Genomic DNA, 18,906 nt, shown 5'->3' with positions numbered 1-18,906 from the left:
GTATAACTTTTGTCGGTTAATAATGAAGTGTGGTCAGGGGTACTCCTGTTTTTCTGGGTGGCAAACTTGTACAAGTTGCCTGGGTGGGCCGTCACACTTGCTGCGGACATTACCCGCCTTATGCAGCAAGTTTGATTCGTCCGGTGTGACGCGCCGAATCAGTCCAGCTGAGCTATCATCGCGTTTTTTTGCCGGGAGTTCAGATGGCCAAGGCCAAGCGCATGTATGGCTGCACCGAGTGCGGCGCAACGTTTCCCAAGTGGGCCGGCCAGTGCGCAGAGTGCGGAGCCTGGAACACCCTGACCGAAACCATGGTCGAGAGTGGCGGCGCCGCAGCACCCAGCGGTCGCACCGGCTGGGCTGGCCAACAGGCACAGATCAAGACCCTGGCTGAGGTCAGCGTTGAAGAAATCCCGCGTTTCTCCACCGCCTCCAGTGAACTCGACCGGGTGCTGGGCGGCGGCCTGGTGGATGGCTCCGTGGTGCTCATCGGCGGAGACCCCGGCATCGGCAAGTCGACCATTCTGCTGCAAACCCTGTGCAACATCGCCAAGGGCATGTCAGCGCTTTACGTCACGGGCGAAGAGTCCCAGCAACAGGTGGCCATGCGCGCCCGGCGCCTGGGTTTGCCCCAGGACCAACTACGGGTCATGACCGAAACCTGTATCGAGACCATCATTGCCACTGCCCGGGTGGAAAAACCGAAGGTCATGGTGATCGACTCGATCCAGACCATCTTCACCGAGCAACTGCAATCGGCTCCCGGTGGCGTCTCCCAGGTCCGCGAGAGCGCGGCGCTGCTGGTACGTTATGCCAAGCAGAGCGGCACGGCGATTTTCCTGGTCGGCCACGTGACCAAGGAGGGCGCCCTGGCCGGCCCGCGTGTTCTCGAGCACATGGTCGACACCGTGCTGTACTTCGAGGGCGAATCCGATGGACGCCTGCGCCTGCTGCGGGCGGTGAAGAATCGTTTCGGCGCGGTCAACGAGCTGGGCGTGTTCGGCATGACGGACAGGGGCTTGAAGGAAGTCTCCAATCCATCGGCGATTTTTCTCACCCGTGCCCAGGAAGAAGTGCCGGGCAGTGTAGTCATGGCGACGTGGGAAGGCACCCGGCCGATGCTGGTGGAAGTCCAGGCGCTGGTCGATGACAGTCACCTGGCCAACCCGCGACGGGTCACGCTGGGGCTGGATCAGAACCGATTGGCGATGTTGCTGGCGGTATTGCACCGCCATGGCGGCATTCCGACCCACGACCAGGACGTCTTCCTCAACGTGGTGGGCGGGGTGAAGGTGCTGGAGACCGCTTCCGATCTGGCGCTGATGGCGGCGGTGATGTCCAGCCTGCGCAATCGGCCATTGCCCCATGACCTGCTGGTTTTTGGTGAAGTCGGCCTGTCTGGCGAGGTGCGTCCGGTGCCCAGTGGCCAGGAGCGTTTGAAAGAAGCCGCCAAGCACGGTTTCAAACGCGCCATCGTGCCCAAGGGCAACGCACCGAAAGAGGCCCCGGCGGGATTGCAGATCATTGCGGTCACGCGCCTGGAACAGGCTCTCGACGCACTGTTTGAATGAACCCCGGGGGCTCAGGCTTCAATCAGGGCCCCCAACTCCCGTTCTAGTTCCTGCGGATCGCCCAGGTTGAGCTCGATCAGGCGCCGCAGGCGCTGGATGGATTCCAGGCTGATGTGTTGGCAGACGAAACCGAGCTGGCCATGGTCTTCATGGGTCAACTGCACATCCATCTTGATGTCGACGTCATCGCTCAGGTGAATATCGACGCAAAAGCCTTGTTCCCTGTCACCCAACCAGGGTTCGGGGCGTTCGACCAGCAAGCCCTTAAGCGACAGGTCGAGCAATTTCACTGGCCAGATGAATGCCCCCTGCATCAATTCGGTTCGGGCGTCGAACGCAATTCGTTTGAAGCGGCGGCGATCGGCAGGGTGCTCGCTCATGGCGCAATCCTCCAGTAGGTTCGCTGACTATAGACCCGCACAGTCCAGGCCTGCCAGCCAGGACCGGTTGCTAGACCAATGTCGGGTATGGTCTTTGGCGTCAGGAGAGCTAAACTCGGGGTGGCTGTCTTTCTTGTCCACCCTGGCTGGAATAATAAAATGAAAAATAACAATAGCCTGCTACGCCACATACCCTGGCTGCTGCTGGCAATCGTAGGAGCGTGCGCCCTCGGCGTAGTGGCATTGCGTCGAGGCGAGGCGATCAACGCCTTGTGGATTGTGGTCGCTGCGGTGGCCATCTATCTGGTCGCCTACCGCTATTACAGTCTGTTCATCGCCAACAATGTGATGCAACTCGATCCACGTCGGGCCACCCCCGCCGTGCTCAACAACGACGGTCTGGACTATGTGCCGACCAACAAGCACATTCTGTTCGGTCACCACTTCGCCGCCATCGCGGGCGCCGGCCCTCTGGTCGGCCCGGTCCTGGCTGCGCAGATGGGTTACCTGCCCGGCACCCTCTGGCTGATCGCCGGCGTGGTACTGGCCGGTGCGGTGCAGGATTTCATGGTCCTGTTCCTCTCTACCCGTCGCAACGGGCGTTCGCTGGGCGACATGGTCCGTGAGGAAATGGGCCGCATCCCTGGCACCATCGCGCTGTTCGGCTGCTTCCTGATCATGATCATCATCCTCGCGGTGCTGGCGCTGATCGTGGTCAAGGCCCTGGCCGAGAGCCCGTGGGGCATCTTCACCGTGATGGCGACCATCCCGATCGCGATGTTCATGGGCATCTACATGCGCTACATCCGTCCGGGTCGCATCGGCGAAATCTCGGTGATCGGCGTGCTGTTGCTGCTCGGTTCCATCTGGCTGGGCGGGCAGATCGCCGCCGACCCGGTCTGGGCCAAGGCCTTCACCTTTACCGGGGTGCAAATCACCTGGATGCTGATCGGTTACGGTTTTGTTGCCGCCGTATTGCCGGTATGGCTGATCCTGGCGCCACGGGACTATCTCTCCACCTTCCTCAAGATCGGCACCATCATCGCCCTGGCGATCGGTATCCTGGTGACCATGCCCGAGCTGAAAATGCCGGCGCTGACCCAGTTCGTCGACGGCACTGGCCCAGTATGGAAGGGCGGTCTGTTCCCGTTCCTGTTCATCACCATCGCCTGCGGTGCGGTGTCCGGTTTCCACGCGCTGATCTCTTCGGGCACCACGCCGAAACTGCTGGATAACGAAACGAACGCTCGTTACATCGGCTACGGCGGCATGCTGATGGAGTCCTTCGTCGCCATCATGGCCATGGTTGCCGCTTCGGTGATCGAGCCAGGCGTGTACTTCGCCATGAACAGCCCGGCCGCCGTCGTCGGCGGTGACGTGGTGGCTGTGGCGCAAACCGTCAGCAGCTGGGGCTTCACCATCACCCCGGAAGCGCTGCAAGCGGTGGCCAAGGACATCGGTGAAACCACCATCCTGGCCCGTGCCGGCGGTGCACCGACCCTGGCGGTCGGTATCGCGCAGATCCTGCACAGTGTCCTGCCGGGTGAAAACACCATGGCGTTCTGGTACCACTTTGCGATTCTGTTCGAAGCGCTGTTCATCCTGACCGCCGTGGACGCTGGTACCCGTGCCGGTCGTTTCATGCTGCAGGACCTGCTGGGCTCCTTCGTGCCGGCGCTGAAACGCACCGAATCCTGGACCGCCAACCTGATCGCCACCGCCGGTTGTGTGGCCATGTGGGGCTGGTTGCTGTACCAGGGCGTGATCGACCCGCTGGGCGGCATCAACACCCTGTGGCCGCTGTTCGGTATCTCCAACCAGATGCTGGCCGGTATCGCGCTGATGCTCGGCACCGTGGTGCTGATCAAAATGAAACGCCAGCGTTATGTGTGGGTAACCATGCTGCCAGCCGTATGGCTGCTGATCTGCACCTCCACCGCTGGCTTCATCAAGCTGTTCGACGCCAACCCGGCGATCGGCTTCCTGTCGCTGGCGAAGAAATACAGCGACGCGCTGGCCAACGGTCAGGTGCTGGCCCCGGCCAAGAGCGTCGAGCAAATGCAGCACGTGATCTTCAACGCCTACACCAACGCAACGCTGACAGCGCTGTTCCTGTTCGTGGTGTTCAGTATCCTGTTCTATGCGCTCAAGGTCGGCATCGCCGCCTGGGGCAAAAAAGAGCGTACGGATAAAGAATCGCCATTCCAGGCCGTGCCGGATGCGTGATCGAGGAGTGCAGCATGTTCAATGACCTGAGTCGCCTGGGCAAATACCTGGGGCAGGCCGCCCGCCTGATGGTCGGCATGCCCGACTACGACACCTACGTCGAGCACATGCAGAACAAACACCCGGACAAACCGGTGATGAGCTACGAGGCGTTCTTCCGCGAACGCCAGGAAGCCCGTTACGGTGGCAAGGGTGGGCCGAAGTGTTGTTGAGCCGCTGAGCGGCTCATGCAATAAGGAAAAACTATGGGAGCGAGCCTGCTCGCGATGGCAAGCTGTCAGTTGACGCATATGTCGACTGACACACCGCAATCGCGAGCAGGCTCGCTCCCACATTTGTTTAGTCTTGAATTCAGAATTTTTGCAGACAGGAGACTCGCCTTTGTCCTCCCCCATCCCCGTCACGATCCTCAGCGGCTTCCTCGGTGCCGGCAAGACCACGCTGTTGCGCCACCTGCTCAAGGCCGAACACGGGCTGAAAATCGCCGTGATCGAGAACGAATTCAGTGACGCCGGTATCGACACCCAACTGCTGGGCGACGAGCCGGTGCAAGTGATGACGCTGTCCAACGGCTGCGTCTGCTGCACCATCCACACCGACCTGACCAAGGCGCTGTATCTGCTGCTGGAGCGCCTGGACAGCGGTGAACTGGCCTTCGATCGCCTGGTGATCGAGTGCACCGGCCTGGCGGACCCGGCGCCCGTGGCACAAACCTTCTTCATCGACGAGGAACTGCGTGAGCGTTACATCCTCGACGGCATCATCACCCTGGTCGATGCGGCGCACGCCGATGTGCACCTGACCCAGACCATCGCCCAGGCGCAGATCGGGTTCGCCGACCGCCTGCTGGTGAGCAAGCGCGACCTGGTCGACGAGGCCACCTTCACCGCCTTGAGCGAGCGCCTGACCCGCATCAACCGCCGCGCGCCGATTCGTCTGGTGGATCACGGCAAAATCGACCTGGCTGAGCTGCTCGACGTACGCGGTTTCAACCTCAATGCCGATCTCGGCGGCGGCATGAGCTTGCGTCCGGTCAGCGCTGCACCGTCGGTCGATCGTATTTCCAGCCTGGTACTGCGCACCGACAAACCGCTGGATATCGACAAACTCAGCGAGTTCATGAACGAGCTGCTGGAAGACCATGGCAAGCAATTGCTGCGTTACAAAGGGGTGTTGAGCATCCAGGGCGAACCGCGACGCATGGTGTTCCAGGGCGTCCTGAAGCTCTACGGCTTCGATTGGGACACGGAGTGGGCCGAGAATGAGCCGCGTGAAAGCGTGATCGTTTTCATCGCCGATGATTTGCCGCAAGAGAAGATCCAGGCGGGGTTCGCCAGGATGGCGGCGGATTGACGGCTGGCATTGCTCCCGCGATGAAGCGGGCGAGTTGACTCGCCCGCTGAAACCGGTTCCTGGCGCATCAGACCTCGTCAGGATGGTTAATGTAAGGTGCGTTTCTTTCGAGAATCTTCAGTTTGAAGGGCAACGGCAGTCCACCGGTGTTCCCGATAAACAGGTGTTTGGAGTTATGGGAGTTTTGCACGTGAAGCACGCCGGTCTTCTTGAGTTTCAGAAAAACCGTCGTTTCATCTTCTTTTATATGGTCCAGGTTGATCGACGAGTTCTGGAAGTTCAATAAGTCGAACAAAGAGGCTTCCCCTGGCGGGAATGCGCCCACCAGATCTCTTTCATGGCTCAGGCACTTTCCGTAGTGTTGTCCGGGTGTTCGTATATAAAGCGTATAACCATAGTCGGCATGTCTGAAGTAAATCGTCAGGGGAACTTCTGGCGGTGCAGATGTCTTGGCACGCAATGACAGGAAGTGGGAGTAGTCCACTTTTCGAGGGCGGCCGGTAAAAGCACCGCCACTGAAATGTGGATTGGTGATGTAGACCGGTTCACCGTGAAACACGTCGAGAAAGTGCAAATGTCGGTTGTCGACACTCAGGGTTGCAATGAAGGATTTCTGTCTGTCAGTACTCATGGTTGGCTCCTTGCCGGTTTGATCAAGCCGCGCCGCGGCTCAGAATGTCGAGTTTGAAATCCAGCGGTTTCGAGCGGAAGGACTCGGTGCACACCAGGCCGCCGACCCGGGTCTTGCCTCGCACACTCAGGAGTTTTCCACCCCTGGTCTGGATCCTGATGGTCGGGTTGTCACCGCGTAAATCATCAAGGGTAATGATGCGCCCCTGCTCATCGAGCAGGTTGTAGGTGGTTTGCTCGCGATCGGGTGGGATGGTGGCGATGAAATCCTTGTCCTCGTTACTCAGCGCCTGACGGTGATAAGCGGCGTTGGTCAATACATAGATGGAGTAGTAGTCGTCGATACAGTAGAAGTAGAACCTGGCTCTCTGCGGTGCATCCGGCAAGACGCAAAGGTAGTTCGAAACATCCATGTTGGCTTCAAATGACAGGACATCGTAATCCAGTTTCCTGACGCGCATGGTTTTGCCGTAAGTGAGTCTGGGTAGATGCAGGTTTCCGTGATTAGTGCTGATTGTGGCTACAAACGAGCGCTCTTTATTCTGGCCCATTGAATTTATTCCATTGTTGAGTTTTTGATAATTCCGGAGTGTCCGGATAATTATTAAACTAACAGCAATGAAGTTGGGGCGAGTTGTTGTTTTGGTGATCTTATATTTCAGCTTTAACTGTCCAGGCAGCAAGCGTTGTCTTCGGTGCAGTCAAATCCCGGGCAAAAAAAATCCCGGCCACCGGGGCCGGGATTTTTCCGTGACCTGCTATCAGGCGCCGTAAACCGGCAGCTTCTTGCAGATGGCTTTGACTTTCTCACGAACGGCGTCGATCACCGCTTCGTTGTTCAGGTCAGCCAGGATGTCGCAGATCCAGCCGGCCAGTTCCTTGCACTCGGCTTCCTTGAAGCCACGAGTGGTCACGGCCGGGGTGCCGAAGCGCAGACCGGAAGTGACGAACGGGGAGCGTGGGTCGTTTGGTACGGAGTTCTTGTTCACGGTGATGAAGGCCTTGCCCAGTGCGGCGTCAGCATCTTTACCGGAGATTTCCTGCTTGATCAGCGACAGCAGGAACAGGTGGTTCTGAGTACCGCCGGAAACCACGTCGAAACCGCGCTCGATGAATACGCTGGCCATGGCCTGGGCGTTTTTCACCACTTGTTGCTGGTAGGTCTTGAACTCAGGCTGCAGTGCTTCCTTGAAGCAGATCGCCTTGGCGGCGATGACGTGCTCCAGCGGGCCACCCTGGGCGCCCGGGAATACCGCGGAGTTCAGCTTCTTCTCGATGTCGGCGTTGGCGCGAGCCAGGATCAGGCCGCCACGTGGACCGCGCAGGGTCTTGTGGGTGGTGGTGGTCACCACGTCGGCGAATGGCACCGGGTTCGGGTAGACACCGGCGGCAACCAGGCCAGCCACGTGAGCCATGTCGACGAACAGGTAGGCACCGACCTTGTCCGCGATGGCGCGGAAGCGTGGGAAGTCCAGAACCTGCGAGTAGGCAGAGAAACCGGCCACGATCATTTTTGGCTTGTGCTCGACCGCCAGGCGCTCGACTTCGTCGTAGTCGATCAGGCCGTTGGCGTCGATTCCGTACTGAACGGCGTTGTACAGCTTGCCCGAGGACGAAACGCTGGCACCGTGGGTCAGGTGACCGCCGTGGGCCAGGCTCATGCCCAGGATGGTGTCACCGGCTTGCAACAGGGCCAGGTAAACGGCGATGTTGGCTTGCGAGCCTGCGTGTGGCTGAACGTTGGCGTAGTCGGCGCCGAACAGCTCCTTGGCGCGGTCGATGGCCAGTTGCTCGACCACGTCGACGTACTCGCAACCGCCGTAGTAGCGCTTGCCTGGGTAACCTTCGGCGTATTTGTTGGTCAGCACCGAGCCTTGAGCTTCCATCACCGCAGGGCTGGTGTAGTTTTCCGAAGCGATCAGCTCAATGTGCTCTTCCTGGCGCTGGGCTTCTTGCTCCATGGCGGCAAAGAGATCGGCGTCGTACTTGGCAATAGTCAAATCACGGCTGAACATGGCGGTCCTCAAGGATCGGGGGCAGAAAAGGGGGGCATTCTAACCCAATGGGTTTTAGATGGCATATGAAAGGACGTCATGTCATGGACAAGCGGGCTTCATGAGCGGATATGTGGCGCCCGCAGCGGCCTCATCGCGAGCAGGCTCGCTCCCACAAAGGCGCAGCAGAACCCTGTGGGAGCGAGCCTGCTCGCGAGATGTCCGCCCAGGCACCGCAAAAATCAATCGAAGACGAACAACGCATCATTACTGAACTGCGCCTCGAACCGCCCAGCCGCCATCGGCCGCCCGAACAGATACCCCTGAACCTCGTCGCACCCATGCTCACGCAGGAAGTCGAGCTGTTCATGGGTTTCCACACCCTCGGCGATTACCGCCAGGTTGAGACTGTGGGCCATGGCGATGATCGCCCGGGCGATCTGCGCGTCCTGCTCGCCCGAAGGCAGGCCATCGACGAAGGTGCGGTCGATTTTCAGCACGTCGATCGGGAACTGCTTGAGGTAGTTCAGCGATGAATAACCGGTGCCGAAGTCATCGACGGCGATGCTCAGGCCGAGGTTTTTCAGGCCGTCGAGAATCTGCATCGCCTCGCTGACCTCGCGCATCAGGATACTTTCGGTCAGTTCCAGCTCCAGGCACGCCGGCGGCAGGCCGGTTTCCTTGAGGATGGTGGCGATGCGCGTCCCCAGTTGGCCGTCGGAGAACTGCCGGGCGGAAATGTTCACCGAGACCTTCGGCACGCGCACCTTGGCCTGATGCCAGGTCTTGAGCTGGCGGCACGCCTCGCTGATCACCCAGTCGCCGACATCCACCACCAGCCCCAGTTCTTCGAGCACCGGGATGAAGTCCCCCGGCGGCACCAGGCCGCGGCGCGGATGACGCCAGCGCAACAAGGCTTCGGCACCGGTCAGGCGCTTGCCGTCGCCACTGAACTGCGGCTGGTAGTAGAGGATGAATTCGTTCTGATCCAGCGCATGGCGCAGGTCGCTTTCCAGCTCCAGGCGCTCCAGGGCGCTGGCGTTCATGTCGGTCTGGTAGAACTGGAAGTTGTTCTTGCCGCGCTCCTTGGCGTGGTACATCGCGGTGTCGGCGTTCTTCATCAGCTGGCTGAGTTCGTTGCCGTCCTGCGGGCTCAGCGCGATGCCGATACTCGCCGTCACGAAGAACTCGCGGCCTTCGAGCACGAACGGCGTGACCAGGCTGGCGAGGATCTGTTCGGCCACGTGGATCGCCCGGTTCAGGGCCGCCTCACGGTTGACCCGCGGTTGCAGGAGCAGGGTGAACTCATCGCCGCCCATACGCGCTACGGTATCGTCATCGTCGACACAACCGAGCAGGCGCGTGGCCATTTCCTTGAGCATGCGGTCGCCGGCGGCGTGGCCCAGGGAGTCGTTGATCGGCTTGAACCGGTCGAGGTCGAGGAACATCAGCACCACCCACGACTTCTGCCGCTCCGCCGATTGCAGTGCGGTGTGCAGGCGATCCTGGAACAGCGTGCGGTTGGGCAGGTGGGTCAGGGCGTCGTAGTAGGCCAGGCGGTGAATGCGCTGTTCGCTGGCCTTGCGCTCGCTGATATCGGTGAAGAAGCACACATAACTGGCCAGGTCGCCTTCATCGTCGAGCACCGCGGTAATACCGACCCACGCAGGGTAGTGCTCGCCGTTGCGACGCTTGAGCCAGACTTCGCCTTCCCAGGTGCTGTTCTGGTTCAGTTGCTTGAGCACATAACGCAGGTGCGCTTCCTGCTGCTCGTCCACCGTGAGGATGTTCGGCAGCTGGTCGAGCACCTGTTCCACCGCATAACCGCTGACGCGGCTGAAGGCCTCGTTGGCCTGGACGATATAGCCGGCCGGGTCGGTGATCAGGATCGCCGAGGTCGAGTGCTCGAATACCGTGGCGGCCATGCGCAGGTCTTTCTCGGCGCGGCGTTGCTGGCTGATGTCGCGACCGACCCCGAGCACGCCCTCGAAGGCGCCGTGTTCATCCCAGACCAGTACCAGGCGCAACTCGATCGGGATCTTGCGCCCATCGCCGCGCAGGCAGTCGAACACAAACAGTTGGGTCTGCACCTGGCTGCGCAGCAGCGCCAGTTGATCAGGCTTGTCCAGCGCCTTGCTGACGCGATCCATCAGGCTGAAGATGCCGGACAGTTGCTGAGGGTTGGCAATGGTGCTCTGCCAGCCGTTCTGGAAGATCCAGTCGACGTCATAGCCCAGCACGCCTTGCACCGACGGGCTGACATAGTTGAGCGCGAGCTTGCTGTCGGTGGAGAAAATCACGTCGCTGATGCTCTCGGCGAGCATCCGGTAGCGTTGTTCGCTGTCGCGCAGCGACTCGCTGGCTTCGATCTGTTCGGTAATGTCCTTGGCCACACCGATGATCCGCGTGACCTGATCGTATTTGTCTCGCGCCAGGGCTTGTTCGCGAATGTCGAAGCGCCGCCATTTGCCGTCGCGATGACGGAAGCGCAAATGGCATTGCAGCAGTTGGGCGTAGCCCCCGTGGCGCTGGGTCTGGCGCAAGCGGTGATAATGGTCGGCGTCTTCGGGGTGCAGCAGGATTTCCCAGAAGTACTCGCCCATCTGGTGCAGCTCGGTGCGGTTGTAACCGAGTGTCTGGCCCAGGTGGTGGTTGCTGAAGATCATCCGCTGGCTGATCACATCCTGCACGTACAGGTGATCGGGTACGGTGCGCACCACGTCGGACCAGAAGCCTTCGCGTTCGAGCAAGGACAGTTCGATGAGCTTGCGACTGGTGATGTCGTTGATGCTCAGGATCACCGCCTTGTAGTCGTCCTGGTCTTCCGGCAGGCGCAGTACCAGCCACAAATGCTGGTCGCGGCCATCGGCGTCCGGCAGTTTGATTTCCAGTTCAAGCTGTTTCTGCTGATTGAGGACGGCCTCGAGCACCTGATTGCCAATGGCGGTGCTGTCCAGTGGCTGGCCGTCGATCAGCAGTTTCCAGGCCTGCTCACTGGTGCTGACGTTGAGCAGTTGCAACGCCACCTGATTGACTTCGGCGATGCGCAGCTCCTGCAGCATCTGACGTCGCTGTTCCGGTACCGCCAACCAGGCCTGCAACGCTTCGCTGTCATGCAGGTTGGCCTTGTCGAACGCGCTGCGCAGGCCCGACACATCGAGCACGCACAGCGCAACGCCGGTGCCTTCGAAAATATCCTGGTAGCGCCGGCGACCTTCCGTCACCTGGCGCTGGCGACGGCGCAGGTTCAACAGGGCGATCAGCGGCAGCAGGGAGAACGCCAGGCCCAGCAGGCATTTGCCGATGAAGGCCGGCAGCAGTTCCTCGATGACCCGCTGACGGTCGAACAGCCCGCGCAATTGCCAGTCGCTGTAGCTCAGCGGCACGGTCAGCACGCTGTTGGCCACATCGACCTCGGTCAACTCGCCGGGCTTGGTCAGGGCCCCTTCGTCGCGGCTGATCACCTGGTGATTGACGCGGTTTTCCACCAGCCACAGGGGGCGCACGCCGGCTTCGTTCTGCTGGGTCAGTACCGAGAAAAAGCCCGGTTTGAGCCGCAGCGCCCAATAACCGCGACTGCTGCCGCTGGACTGATGCAACAACAGGTGCACCATCGTGCCGTTATCGGCATTGCTGAAGTAATGGACCTGGGCACGGCTGCGACGAACCAGTTCGGCCAGGTAGTCGGCGTCCTCGCTGTCCGGGGCGCTGTCACTGAGGATTTTGCCCGAGGGGCTCAGCAGCGCGATGCTGAGCAGGTCAGGCAGGCTTTTTTGCAGCTTGCGCAACAGCTCCTGCTGTTCGTCGAGGCTTTGCGGTTGTTCGACGATCGGCAGCAGATTGAGGGCGATCTGCGCGTTGAGCGACATGTTCAGGCTGACTTGCGCGGCCAGATCGGCCGTATAGTCGATGGTGTACTGGCGCTGGTTCTTCTGGGTTTCGCGCAGTTGATCCAGCAACTGCCAGAACAGCAGGGCGAGCAGCAGCAACACCAGGGTCGCCAAGGCGCCTTTCAGGGTTCCGCGCAGGGGCGAGCCGGGCGCGGCAGTCGGGGCACGGGTGGTCAGGGGCGGCGTGACGTTGGACAAGCTGTGATCCTGGGGTTTGGCTGGACTGGCGCGACGTGCACTATAAGCCGGACGCCCGAAGGGCGGCTAGCATGCCTTGAGTTGTGGCAAAGTGCCAGCCCCGTTCGGCTGGACTGCCTCTCGTCATTCAGGTAGCTTTGCCGGTTACGCGGGAGCGTTCCAGCTCCTAGAATCAGGTTTTTTTCAGCGCGCGGCATTGATAGTCATCAAGCGACGGCGCGCACGGCCTGGCCAGGCATCGCCTGCTCCAATCATTTATCAGTCACTGACCCAAGGTTCTCCATGGCTCAATACGTCTTCACCATGCATCGGCTGGGCAAAGTTGTTCCGCCGAAGCGGGAAATCCTGAAAAACATTTCGCTGTCCTTCTTCCCTGGCGCCAAGATCGGCGTGCTCGGCCTCAACGGTTCGGGTAAATCCACGCTGCTGAAAATCATGGCCGGCGTCGACACTGAGTTCGAAGGTGAAGCCCGCCCGATGCCGGAACTGAACATCGGTTACCTGCCACAGGAACCGCTGCTGGACCCGACCAAAACCGTACGTGAAGTGGTCGAAGAGGCCGTCAGCGTGATCAAGGACGCCCAGGCTCGCCTGGATGAGGTCTACGCCGCCTACGCCGAGCCGGATGCCGACTTCGACAAGCTGGCCGCCGAACAGGCCAAGCTCGAAGCCATCCTGCAGGCGGGCGACGGCCACAACCTGGAGCGCCAGCTGGAAGTCGCCGCCGATGCGCTGCGCCTGCCGGCCTGGGACGCCAAGGTCGAGCACCTGTCCGGTGGTGAAAAACGTCGTGTGGCCCTGTGCCGCCTGCTGCTGTCCGCGCCGGACATGCTGCTGCTCGACGAACCGACCAACCACCTGGATGCCGACTCCGTCGCCTGGCTGGAACACTTCCTCCACGACTTCCCGGGCACCGTGGTTGCGATCACGCACGACCGTTACTTCCTGGACAACGTCGCCGGCTGGATTCTGGAACTCGACCGCGGCGCGGGCATTCCTTACGAGGGCAACTATTCGGGTTGGCTGGAAGCCAAGTCCGATCGTCTGGCCCAGGAATCCAAGCAGCAATCGGCTCACGAAAAAGCCATGAAGGAAGAACTGGAGTGGGTGCGCAAAGGCGCCAAGGCCCGCCAGTCGAAATCCAAGGCTCGTCTGCAACGCTTCGAAGAAATGCAATCGCAGGAATTCCAGAAGCGCAGCGAAACCAACGAGATCTACATCCCGGCCGGTCCGCGCCTGGGCGACAAGGTCATCGAATTCAAGAACGTCACCAAGGGCTACGGCGATCGCGTGCTGATCGACAACCTGTCGTTCGCCATGCCTAAAGGCGCCATCGTTGGCGTGATCGGTGGTAACGGTGCCGGTAAGTCGACCCTGTTCCGCATGCTGATGGGCAAGGAAACACCGGATTCGGGCAGCATCGAAATCGGCGAAACCGTGCAACTGGCCTGCGTCGACCAGAGCCGCGAAGACCTCGACGGCAGCAAGACCGTGTTCCAGCAGATCTCCGACGGTTCGGACCAGATCCGCATCGGCAACTACGAGATCCCGTCGCGTACCTACGTCGGTCGCTTCAACTTCAAGGGCGGCGATCAGCAGAAGTTCGTCAAGGACCTGTCCGGTGGTGAGCGTGGTCGCCTGCACCTGGCCCTGACCCTGAAAGAGGGCGGCAACGTCCTGCTGCTCGACGAACCGTCCAACGACCTCGACGTCGAAACCCTGCGTTCCCTGGAAGAAGCCCTGCTGGACTTCCCGGGCGCCGCCATTGTGATCTCCCACGATCGGTGGTTCCTGGACCGCGTGGCTACACACATCCTGGCGTACGAAGACGACTCGCAAGCGGTGTTCTTCGAAGGCAACTACACCGAGTACGAAGCCGATCGCAAGAAACGCCTCGGCGAGGCGGCTGCCCAGCCGCACCGTGTACGGCACAAGAAACTGGCCTGATTTCGGGTTGGTGGCATGAAAAAACGGAGCCTTCGGGCTCCGTTTTTTGTGCCTGGCCGTTTGACCGCAGTGGATTCATCGCGAGCAGGCTCGCTCCCACAGTAGGCTGTCTTTTGGCCTTGATTTTGTGACCATTGGGATCTTCTCTGTGGGAGCGAGCCCGCTCGCGATTACGGTGTCACTGCTGGTGCAATTCTCAAGTCGGAGCTCCTTTTTCTGGTGCAAAAACTCCTGAAAACCCCAATCAATTTATACAAATGCACCATTTAATTTCATAACTGCGACATTTTGCGCTGTTCCAGTGCGTGAATCCTTTGTTACAGTCCGGCCCAATGACAACAAATGTGCCGAGACTTTTCCATGATCGAATCCGTCGACTCCTTCCTTGCCCGACTGAAAAAACGCGACCCGGACCAGCCGGAATTCCACCAGGCGGTGGAAGAAGTCCTGCGTAGCCTGTGGCCGTTTCTGGAGGCCAATCCGCATTATCTGACCTCCGGCATCCTGGAGCGCATCTGCGAGCCGGAGCGGGCGATCACGTTCCGCGTGTCCTGGGTCGATGATGCGGGCAAGGTGCAGGTCAACCGCGGCTTCCGCGTGCAGATGAACAGCGCCATCGGTCCGTACAAGGGCGGTTTGCGCTTCCACCCGTCGGTCAACCTCGGTGTGCTGAAATTTCTCGCGTTCGAGCAGACCTTCAAGAACTCGCTGACCTCGTTGCCCATGGGCGGCGGCAAGGGCGGTTCGGACTTCGATCCGAAAGGTAAGAGCGATGCTGAAGTCATGCGCTTCTGCCAGGCCTTCATGAGCGAGTTGTACCGCCACATCGGCGCCGACGTTGACGTGCCGGCCGGTGACATCGGCGTCGGTGCCCGCGAAATCGGTTTCCTGTTCGGCCAGTACAAGCGCCTGAGCAACCAGTTCACCAGCGTGCTGACCGGCAAGGGCCCCAGCTACGGCGGCAGCCTGATTCGCCCGGAAGCCACCGGTTTCGGCTGTGTGTATTTCGCCGAGGAAATGCTCAAGCGCAGCGGCCAGGCCGTCGAAGGCAAGCGCGTGGCGATCTCCGGTTCCGGCAACGTGGCGCAGTACGCGGCGCGCAAAGTCATGGACCTGGGCGGCAAGGTGATTTCGCTGTCCGACTCCGAAGGCACGCTGTACTGCGAGACCGGTTTGACCGAGGAGCAATGGCTGGCGCTGCTGGAGCTGAAAAACGTCAAGCGCGGGCGCATCAGCGAGCTGGCCGCGGCGTTCGGCCTGGAGTTCCGTGCCGGCCAGTGCCCGTGGGAGCTGCCGTGCGACATCGCGCTGCCCTGCGCGACCCAGAACGAGCTGGATGCCGACGCCGCGCGCACGCTGCTGCGTAACGGCTGCGTGTGCGTGGCTGAAGGCGCGAACATGCCGACCACCCTGGACGCCGTGGACCTGTTCATCGAGGCCGGCATCCTGTTTGCGCCGGGCAAGGCCTCCAACGCTGGCGGTGTCGCGGTCAGCGGCCTGGAAATGTCGCAGAACGCCATGCGCCTGCTGTGGACCGGTGGCGAAGTGGACAGCAAGCTGCACGCGATCATGCAGTCGATCCACCATGCCTGCGTGCATTACGGCGAAGAGAATGGCCGGATCAACTACGTCAAGGGCGCGAACATCGCCGGTTTCGTCAAGGTCGCCGACGCCATGCTCGCCCAGGGCGTGGTTTAAGCCGGCTCGATGCGGATGATCTCGATCGTCTGATCACCGGCCGGGCGTTGCCACAGCACCTCGTCACCGAGTTGCGCCCCGAGCAGCGCCCGCCCCAGCGGCGAGCCCCAGTTGATCAGGCCGGCGGTCGCGTCGGCCTGGTCCTCGCCGACAAGTTGCACGGTCCTTTCGGTGTCATGCTCGTCGGCGAAGGTCACGCGGCTGCCGATCTGCACTTTTTGCGTTGAGCTTGGCGCCGGCACCACTTGGGCGCTTTGCACACGTTGATTGAAGTAACGCAGGTCGCGCTCCAGGTCGGCCAAGCGTTGCTTGTCGGCCTGTTCACCCTTGGCCGACTGCTCGCCGTGGCGCAGTTGCAACTCGGCGACCTTTGCCTGCAATTGGGCAAGACCTGCCGGCGTAACGTAATTGGGCTGCGCGCTGACCTGCCGTTCGACGGGCTGGTCGGCTTGCGCAGCGGCGTTATCTTCATTGACGAAGGCGCGACTCATGGTGTCCTCCCGTTATAGGGTTTGGGCCATGGTCACAGGCTATTGGTTTCAATGGATGTCTGATAGCGACTCATTGCGAGCGAAATGCCCGGGCGGTGTCCTGGTCTTTCTGCTGCTGCCAGGCCTTGTCCCGCTCGTCCCAATGACGGCTGTAATAGTCCTCGCGGTCCTGGCTCTCGCGCATGGCCTGGCACTGGCGAAAGCCATCGCTCCAGCCTTCGGCGTATTGCGCGTCCTTGAGGTAGCGCGGGACATTCTTGCGAAACTCGCCACTGATCGCCCCAGCCGCCTGGCGCCCGCTGCTGCAACCGTCATCGAAACCGTCGGCGAACGCCGGTGGATAACCCCTGGCAATCAAATCTTCGTGGGTCGTCTGGCACCCCGCGATCAACATCAACACACCCACTACCGCTGCACAACGCCACATCATCGACTCCCGGCTAATGAAGCAAGTCTAGGCGCCGGTTCGTGAGCCATTCGTGAAAGGGGTGTGATGGATCCGTTGAATGCTGATTTCCCTGTAGGAGCGAGCTTGCTCGCGATAGCGTCCGTTCAGACATCATTGAGCGCCTGATCGACCGCCATCGCGAGCAAGCTCGCTCCTACAGGGTCAGGGGCAAAATTCTTAATAGTGATACCACTTCACCTCAAGCATCACCTCGTTTTCCGGGGTGGCCAGGTGGCTGAACTCGCGCTGGGCGCTCAGGCGCAGGCCCAGGTTGCGCGACAGCTCCCACTGCTGGTTCAGGCTCAGGCTACGGCGTACTTCGCCATTGGTGAAAAAGTCGCCCTTGGCCTCCAGGCTGAAATTGCCCAGCGGGTTTTTCCACAGCAGGCCGCTGTTGAAACCGGCAGCGGGCGAGATGAATTCGGCAAAATCGTTGTTGTGCTCCACGCGCACGGTGCCCAGGGCAAACCCGAGCATGTCTTCGCTCAGTTGCCAGGTGCCGCCACCGCCACCGTTGACGTGGCTGACCAGTGTTTCATCGTCATGCTTGCCAGGCACCCGCTCCAGGCCGCCGGTCACTTGCCATGACAGCGGTTGCAGCAGCTCGTTGCGCGGCGTCAGGGAGCGGATGGTCGCCAAGTCCAGTTGCTGCAATTGCCACTCGTTGCCCTCGTACTGGCGCAGTTTCATTTGCAGGATTTCGATCTGCGCGCCCAGGGGGAAGCTCTCGGCATTGTCGTTGAGGTCGTGATAGGCCATGCGCAGGCCGTACTCGCCAAAAGCCTTGTCGCCGCGGGTGCCGAGGCCGGCTTGCCAGGTGCGGGATTCATGACCGTCCTCGGGCAGGCCGGGTTGCGCGATGTCCAGCTCCGGCGCCGGGTTCTGGTTGATCGCCCGCAGCAGCTCGAAACTGCGCTGGGCCCGTTGCGGGTCACGCTCCTGGCCGTTGGCGCGGTAGCGTTCCAGGCGGTAGGCGGCGTCGATGATCAGCGCCTGGCGTGCCCGGGGCAGGGCCTTGAACGCGGGATCCTGCAATTGTTTCTGATCGGCGCTGACCTTCAGCACCCATTGCTGTTCTTCCGGGTCCAGCGCCTCGGCGCGGCTGAGCAATTCGCGCTCGCGTGATGGCCGGTACTGGATCGACTCCACCAGGCCTGCGTCCTTCACCGCTTTCACGGTGTCGGTGGGAATGGCGGTCAGGGGGAATTGTTCGGTCAGGCGCAGGCTCGGGCGCGCCACCTGCAACAGTTCCAGCAGGCGGTAGGAGCAGTTTTCATCGAAGAAGAAGTAGTCGAACTTGATCTGCTTCAGCTCCCAGACGTGCTCGACCATGCGCTCGGTTTCCTGTGGTGTCAGGTTCAACCGGTACTCCCACAGGTCGCGGTTTTCCAGGCTGCGGTACTCCGAGAGTTTTTCCTGGTAGGGCACCAGCGCGAACAGCCCCGGATAACCGCCCATCAAGCCTTTCCAGGCGTACAGGATGCTGTTGTCCGAACCTTCGATGTAGGCGCCGAAGTTGATCGCGTAGCTGAGCAGCGAGGTCTTGTCGTTCTGCACGTCCGCCTGGTCGATGCGCAGCAGGGTGTGGCCGAACATCGACGACGGGCTGTTGAGGTAGGCCGCCGGGAAAATCATCACCGCGCTGTGGGGCGAGACATCCTTGAACCATTTCTTGAACTCGGCGCAGTCAGGCGCCGGCAGGTCGGTCAGGTTGAGTTGCGCCTTCAGCCAGCGGGTGCGCGACGGGTACACGCACTGGGCATGCTGCTCGCCGGCACTGGCCGGGGCATACAGCGCCTCTACGGTCGCCGCCAGTTCGCGGTCGGGGTGTTCGTTACCGTCGGGCGCCAGGAAGAACTTGCTGTCGCTGACATAGCTGCGCCAGCCGCCGAGTTTGGCGGTTTCGTAATGGCCTATGGAAATCCAGAAAGGGTCGTTGGCCAGTTGCTGCAAACGTTGATGGTCGAGGTGAGGCGCGGCGGACAGCGGGGCGCAGGCACACAGCGCCAGCCAGGCAAGGCGTTTGAGCATAGTGGGCAACTTAAAGTCGAAAAAACAAAGACCCAAAGAGGGGCAGGTC

The 18,906-nt window shown here is 61.0% G+C and carries 14 protein-coding genes; 6 read left to right on the top strand and 8 right to left on the bottom strand.

Features of this window, described 5'->3' with window-relative positions; genetic code table 11:
• Positions 1 to 203 precede the first annotated feature (203 nt).
• Entirely contained in the window at positions 204 to 1,571 is a 1,368-nt protein-coding gene (radA, locus tag ABVN20_RS09920) for a DNA repair protein RadA (RefSeq protein WP_368555455.1), read from the top strand.
• A gap of 11 nt (positions 1,572 to 1,582) precedes the next feature.
• Here radA and ABVN20_RS09915 read toward each other — a convergent pair whose 3' ends face one another.
• The gene (locus tag ABVN20_RS09915) at positions 1,583 to 1,951 is read right to left on the bottom strand and encodes a PilZ domain-containing protein (RefSeq protein ID WP_368555454.1); all 369 of its coding nucleotides are present in this window, start codon (positions 1,949 to 1,951) and stop codon (positions 1,583 to 1,585) included.
• Positions 1,952 to 2,110: 159 nt separating this feature from the next.
• Between ABVN20_RS09915 and ABVN20_RS09910 the strand changes: the two genes are divergently transcribed.
• The 3 genes from ABVN20_RS09910 to yjiA all read left to right on the top strand — a co-directional run bounded on the left by ABVN20_RS09910 (position 2,111) and on the right by yjiA (position 5,530).
• Positions 2,111 to 4,177: a carbon starvation CstA family protein gene (locus ABVN20_RS09910; RefSeq protein ID WP_368555453.1), complete on the top strand. Its 2,067-nt coding sequence runs from the start codon at positions 2,111 to 2,113 to the stop codon at positions 4,175 to 4,177.
• Positions 4,178 to 4,191: 14 nt separating this feature from the next.
• Positions 4,192 to 4,389, top strand: a complete 198-nt coding sequence (locus ABVN20_RS09905) for a YbdD/YjiX family protein (RefSeq protein ID WP_368555452.1) — start codon at positions 4,192 to 4,194, stop codon at positions 4,387 to 4,389.
• 169 nt (positions 4,390 to 4,558) lie between these two features.
• A complete protein-coding gene (yjiA, locus tag ABVN20_RS09900; RefSeq protein WP_368555451.1) occupies positions 4,559 to 5,530 on the top strand; it encodes a GTPase in 972 nt (323 codons plus the stop codon).
• Between the two features lie 67 nt (positions 5,531 to 5,597).
• On the opposite strand, the gene ABVN20_RS09895 is transcribed toward yjiA, so the two are convergent.
• The 4 genes from ABVN20_RS09895 to ABVN20_RS09880 all read right to left on the bottom strand — a co-directional run bounded on the left by ABVN20_RS09895 (position 5,598) and on the right by ABVN20_RS09880 (position 12,242).
• Positions 5,598 to 6,161 carry a hypothetical protein gene (locus ABVN20_RS09895; protein ID WP_368555450.1) on the bottom strand — a complete coding sequence of 188 codons (564 nt, stop codon included), beginning with the start codon at positions 6,159 to 6,161 and terminating at the stop codon, positions 5,598 to 5,600.
• A 22-nt stretch (positions 6,162 to 6,183) separates the two neighbouring features.
• Positions 6,184 to 6,711: a hypothetical protein gene (locus ABVN20_RS09890; protein WP_368555449.1), complete on the bottom strand. Its 528-nt coding sequence runs from the start codon at positions 6,709 to 6,711 to the stop codon at positions 6,184 to 6,186.
• 210 nt (positions 6,712 to 6,921) lie between these two features.
• Positions 6,922 to 8,175 (bottom strand): serine hydroxymethyltransferase, encoded by a 1,254-nt coding sequence (gene glyA / locus ABVN20_RS09885; protein WP_368555448.1) that lies wholly within the window; start codon positions 8,173 to 8,175, stop codon positions 6,922 to 6,924.
• Positions 8,176 to 8,396: 221 nt separating this feature from the next.
• Positions 8,397 to 12,242, bottom strand: coding sequence for an EAL domain-containing protein (locus ABVN20_RS09880; protein WP_368555447.1), 3,846 nt, complete (start codon positions 12,240 to 12,242; stop codon positions 8,397 to 8,399).
• A 282-nt stretch (positions 12,243 to 12,524) separates the two neighbouring features.
• Between ABVN20_RS09880 and ettA the strand changes: the two genes are divergently transcribed.
• Together ettA and gdhA are read left to right on the top strand one after the other, a co-directional pair.
• On the top strand, positions 12,525 to 14,189 hold the full coding sequence (ettA, locus tag ABVN20_RS09875; protein ID WP_368555446.1) for an energy-dependent translational throttle protein EttA: 1,665 nt from the start codon (positions 12,525 to 12,527) through the stop codon (positions 14,187 to 14,189).
• 360 nt (positions 14,190 to 14,549) lie between these two features.
• Positions 14,550 to 15,887: an NADP-specific glutamate dehydrogenase gene (gene gdhA, locus ABVN20_RS09870; RefSeq protein ID WP_368555445.1), complete on the top strand. Its 1,338-nt coding sequence runs from the start codon at positions 14,550 to 14,552 to the stop codon at positions 15,885 to 15,887.
• Here gdhA and ABVN20_RS09865 read toward each other — a convergent pair.
• The 3 genes from ABVN20_RS09865 to ABVN20_RS09855 form a co-directional block, all read right to left on the bottom strand.
• Complete coding sequence (locus tag ABVN20_RS09865; RefSeq protein WP_368555444.1) at positions 15,884 to 16,378, bottom strand: GreA/GreB family elongation factor; 495 nt, start codon at positions 16,376 to 16,378, stop codon at positions 15,884 to 15,886. The genes gdhA and ABVN20_RS09865 overlap by 4 nt on opposite strands.
• A 70-nt stretch (positions 16,379 to 16,448) precedes the next feature.
• Positions 16,449 to 16,805: a hypothetical protein gene (locus tag ABVN20_RS09860; RefSeq protein WP_368555443.1), complete on the bottom strand. Its 357-nt coding sequence runs from the start codon at positions 16,803 to 16,805 to the stop codon at positions 16,449 to 16,451.
• Between the two features lie 198 nt (positions 16,806 to 17,003).
• On the bottom strand, positions 17,004 to 18,857 hold the full coding sequence (locus ABVN20_RS09855; RefSeq protein WP_368555442.1) for a DUF4105 domain-containing protein: 1,854 nt from the start codon (positions 18,855 to 18,857) through the stop codon (positions 17,004 to 17,006).
• Between the last annotated feature and the right edge of the window lie 49 nt (positions 18,858 to 18,906).

The organism is Pseudomonas sp. MYb118, from assembly GCF_040947875.1.
GTDB lineage: Bacteria > Pseudomonadota > Gammaproteobacteria > Pseudomonadales > Pseudomonadaceae > Aquipseudomonas.
This window is presented reverse-complemented; position numbering and strand designations above follow the sequence as displayed.